Source organism: Vibrio sp. 10N.247.311.47 (assembly GCF_041467535.1).
Classification (GTDB): Bacteria; Pseudomonadota; Gammaproteobacteria; order Enterobacterales; family Vibrionaceae; genus Vibrio; species Vibrio crassostreae_C.
In genome coordinates this window covers 1-4081 of record NZ_JBFSUR010000074.1, presented here as the reverse complement: position 1 = coordinate 4081, position 4081 = coordinate 1, and the positions used below count along the sequence as shown (strand labels likewise).

Annotated in this window: 4 protein-coding genes; 3 read left to right on the top strand and 1 reads right to left on the bottom strand. The window is 41.7% G+C overall.

From position 1 onward, the window contains the following. The first annotated feature begins 205 nt into the window (after positions 1-205). Positions 206-808: a DUF922 domain-containing protein gene (locus AB6E51_RS23980; protein ID WP_065583845.1), complete on the top strand. Its 603-nt coding sequence runs from the start codon at positions 206-208 to the stop codon at positions 806-808. 165 nt (positions 809-973) lie between these two features. Next, a complete protein-coding gene (locus AB6E51_RS23975) occupies positions 974-1279 on the top strand; it encodes a hypothetical protein (protein WP_017067214.1) in 306 nt (101 codons plus the stop codon). A 754-nt stretch (positions 1280-2033) separates the two neighbouring features. On the opposite strand, the gene AB6E51_RS23970 is transcribed toward AB6E51_RS23975, so the two are convergent. Further along, positions 2034-3059, bottom strand: a complete 1026-nt coding sequence (locus tag AB6E51_RS23970; RefSeq protein WP_372059125.1) for an IS110 family transposase — start codon at positions 3057-3059, stop codon at positions 2034-2036. A 107-nt stretch (positions 3060-3166) separates the two neighbouring features. Here AB6E51_RS23970 and AB6E51_RS23965 point away from each other — a divergent pair, with 107 nt between their 5' ends. Next, positions 3167-4018, top strand: a complete 852-nt coding sequence (locus AB6E51_RS23965) for a DUF6602 domain-containing protein (RefSeq protein ID WP_372059124.1) — start codon at positions 3167-3169, stop codon at positions 4016-4018. Positions 4019-4081 lie beyond the last annotated feature (63 nt).

Here is a 4081-nt window from a genome sequence, read left to right as displayed (position 1 = left end):
ACATAGAAAGCTTTAGTTGCAGCTAAAGCCTGGGTCTCACATTACCCGATTGGAGTGCTTATTATCCATACAAACAATTTAAGAGTGATTCAGCACGCTTGGCATTTTTGGTTTGGGTTCAGTTCAGTGTTTACGGTAGTCAAATTGAGTTCTGTGGCAGCGTGCTTCACACCTTAATTGGGCGTTATATGCTTCAAGGATGATGATGAAAAAAGTAGTACTTTCAATATATTGCTTAATGGCGTTTAGTCAGGCTAATGCTGACGTCAAGCTAGACTTTCCCTTCAAGAAAAAGTTTGAAGTGTATGAGATTAGCGGGAATAGTGTTGAAGAAATTGAGCGTTCATTTAACGCTAGACCTGAGTTTCTCGTAAATGAAGGCTTTGACGGTTACACCGCGTGGAAATACGACTTCCATACGGATGATGATTCTTGCGAAATTCATGAATTTGAGCTTGAAGTTACCTATACACTTCCGAAGTTCGAAATGCCTAAGACTTCAGATGAGTCAGCTGAGGAGTTTCGTCCATATCTTGAGAAGCTCTATCGTCATGAACAGATTCATTGTGCGCTTGCAGTTAAGTCGATGCACGAAATGTATTTAGCCTTCAAACGAGGGCAGCGTGGAGGGTGTAGTAGCGCAAATGATAGAGTCATTGAGCTTGAAGGTGATTTGGTGGAAAGTAATGCTCTGTTTGACGTTTATACGTCGCATGGAGAAATTGAATTAGCAGAGTCTCCTTTTGGTGAGGGGCCTTACTTGAAAATATGCGAAATACCTTTCGCGCCAATGTCACCACGCATATAACAATAAATTTAAGAGTGATTCACAACGCTCGGCGCTTTCACTTCAAGCAAGTTTAGTGTTTATGGCGCAATGCTTTAGGTAGGGTTGTTGGCGTTGTTCACACCTTAATTTGGCGTTAGCCGAATCTATTAATCCGATATGTAATATTGTTTCTAAGGGGTATTTATGAGTCTTATATCAGTCAAAGTGAGTTCGAAAGCATTAGAGCATATTCGTTCTTCTACTAGTAAGAATCAAGAGCAGATGGCGCTTAAAGTTATATCTGGCGACCTATTTCATATTGTTGATACTATAAATAAATCTCGTAAAGTTCAATTAACAATGGCAGACCAATTAGCTCTCACTTTAGGTGATACTTCAGCAATTTGGCGTGCTCATCAGGAAGATGCAACCGACTTTGACATATTGTTTAATATGCTAAGCAGTAAGCCAGATAAAGAGTTTGTTTTCTCTTATAAGTTGATCGGCTAACAAGAGCTTTAAACGGAACTAAAACAGTGGGTTAGGTTTCGCTTCGCTACACATTTTAACCCACTATTTTAGTCCGCTTAAGCAGGCGTTATAAGTCACATGGAGTTTGATTTAGTATGAAGAATAGAGAGTGCCCTAATTGTCAACAGAAGATTTCACTTAGTTGGTTTTTATTTAGTGGAAATAGGACAAAGTATCGCTGTACCCAATGTTCAGCTTTGATCGAATGGACACCAAGACGCTCCTATTTAGGCATGTTTGTTGGCGGTTCATCAGCGCTGAGTTTTACATTACTTGAATCGTTGATTCCCTCAGTGAGTATACGAGTGATAATGATGTTAATTTTGGCAGTCATACTGGCATTTTTAGTACCGAAGCAGTTCAGAATCATTGACGAAAGTGCCTTATAACAAGTCATTTAAACGGAACAAAAACAGTTGGCCGTCGCTTCGCGATTTTAGCCAACCATTTTTGTCCGCTTAATGCGGCTACATGGATTCCCCCGGTTGTCAAACATCCGCTAAACTTATGTTGATGGGTTTTGGACTGCCGCTCTACATTCGGCCTACTTATCGACGATTCGCATACGTCGTGGCCCTGATGACTTGCGCGACTGCGGTGCCTTATTCGTTAGATGACATCTAGTGTGTCCGCCGCATTAACAGGCTCTCCGCAAGTGGTCTTAACCTATCTCCATCATTAGCGTCTGCAATGACCCGGTGGGTTTAACTCTCTATGCTGCTTAGGTTTCTACTTAAGCAGCATAGTTTTCATATTCGGTTTGATTGTGTAAAAGCGACCATATAATTCGTGCGTTCTTCGCGGCAAGTGCCACTATCGCTCGGTTCATTCCTCTTCGTTCTAGAACGCCTCGACACCACTGACTTAGCTTATCTTGCTTGTCGCCAAGGTTGGCAATGACTGTCCTTGCCCCGTGAACTAATAGTGTTCGCAAGTATTTGTCGCCGTGTTTGGTTATCCGACCTAAGCGAGGCTTTCCTCCCGTCGAATATTGCTTTGGTACTAGTCCTAGCCAAGCAGAGAAATCACGGCTTTTATCAAATTGAGAACCATTGCCTATCGAAGCAAGTATCGCAGTAGCGGTTTGCGGCCCAATACCTCGAACTTTCATCACTCGTTGAACATTAGCGCTGACCTTAGCAAAAGACTCGAAGACTTGTTCAGTATCGGCGATACGTTGATTCAACTCTCCAAGGTGGTGATAAGCATCGGCAATCCCCGTTCTTGCGAGATGTGGCAGTTCATTTTCTGCATCTTCAAGCATTAAGGGAACGTGTTTCATTAATGAAGAGCGGCCAACAGGAATGATTAACCCGAACTCAGAGAGTAGGGCGCGCATGCGATTCATAAGCGCGGTGCGTTCACGAACCCAATGCTCTCTCATTCTATGTACCGATAAGATGGCTTGTTGCTCGGGGGATTTTACGGGTACAAAGCGAGTTGATGGACGCTGAACAGCTTCGCATATGGCAACAGCATCATTAAGGTCGTTCTTTCCTTTAGTTCGATAAGGAATTACGTATTTAACGGCCATAATGCGGGCGTCGTGCCCAAGTTTATTGAGTGTTCTTGCCCAATAATGTGCACCACCACACGCTTCAACGCCTATACGCATGAGTGGCATATTTGCTATTGTAGTCAGTAGTTTAGAGCGAGTTACCGACTTATGAAGTATGACCTTACCATTTTGGTCTACGGCATGAAGACTGAAGTGGTTTTTAGCTAGGTCGATACCGCAGAAATAAGAAAAATCAGACATGGTGCCTCCGGTGCAATTAAGTACCACATAAGTGTGGCAGATCCTCGGTAGGGGGAATCCATGTCATTCGTTAGGCAAATAATATAAATTTATCATTGGGTTTAGGTATGCAGAAAAATAAATTTAGTACTCAAGATTTTCTAAGAGAGCTGGGGAGTGATTTAATTCAAGACTTTGATAAAGCGAGTCGAGCTACAACTCCTGGTATCATCGGTGGTTTGAGAGAATTTGGAGTAAAGAAGAAACTTGAATCTGTTTTACCTAAGATGATTGGTATTGGATCTGGCTGCATTATAGACACTTCAGGAACAGCATCAAATCAAACCGACATCGTTTTATATGAAAAGGATATTTGCCCAATATTCTCAGTTAACGATGATCCACAAGCTACCTACTTTCCGTGCGAAAGTGTCATTGCTGTGGGAGAGATAAAGAGTAGTTTAGGAACCAAAGAACTTAATGATGCCGTAAATAAAATAGCATCGGTCAAGCAATTGAACAGGCATACAGAAAATCCATTTCATTTCAGAAGACTCAACACCACGATGGCTGTTGAGGGGGAATTCGAACAAAGGTTCGATCAGGTAAACAATTACTATGACCAAATATTTGGCTTCATTCTATGTAAAAATTTCACTTTAAACAAAGATACACTGCTAAAAAACTATTTGGAGGCATGTAGGAATCATCCACCGCATCTTTCTCCAAACGCCTTAATTTCATTGAATGATGGTTTGGTTCTGTTTTGGGACGGGTACACTAGTGCTGAGAATATGCATGATGCAAACAAAATAATCTTGTATAAGCACCCTGAAGGTGAATTTCAGTATCTATTGCATAAAATCATATCGGTTGCGAGTAATTGGAGGTCAACAGATGCAGTCCCGACGGAGTCTTACATAATTGGTGACGCCCACAAGAAATCAATCGAAGTAATCGAGGTAGTGTCGTTCAGTTGAAAATTTGCCTAACAAACGACTATGGCGTCAATGATTAATTTTTGGCTGTGTTTTCATCCCACA

Bases quoted from the DNA above. Each gene is read 5' to 3' on its own strand.
- AB6E51_RS23980 (WP_065583845.1), top strand. From the start codon at position 206: ATGAAAAAAGTAGTACTTTCAATATATTGCTTAATGGCGTTTAGTCAG.
- AB6E51_RS23975 (WP_017067214.1), top strand. From the start codon at position 974: ATGAGTCTTATATCAGTCAAAGTGAGTTCGAAAGCATTAGAGCATATT.
- AB6E51_RS23970 (WP_372059125.1), bottom strand. From the start codon at position 3,059: ATGTCTGATTTTTCTTATTTCTGCGGTATCGACCTAGCTAAAAACCAC.
- AB6E51_RS23965 (WP_372059124.1), top strand. From the start codon at position 3,167: ATGCAGAAAAATAAATTTAGTACTCAAGATTTTCTAAGAGAGCTGGGG.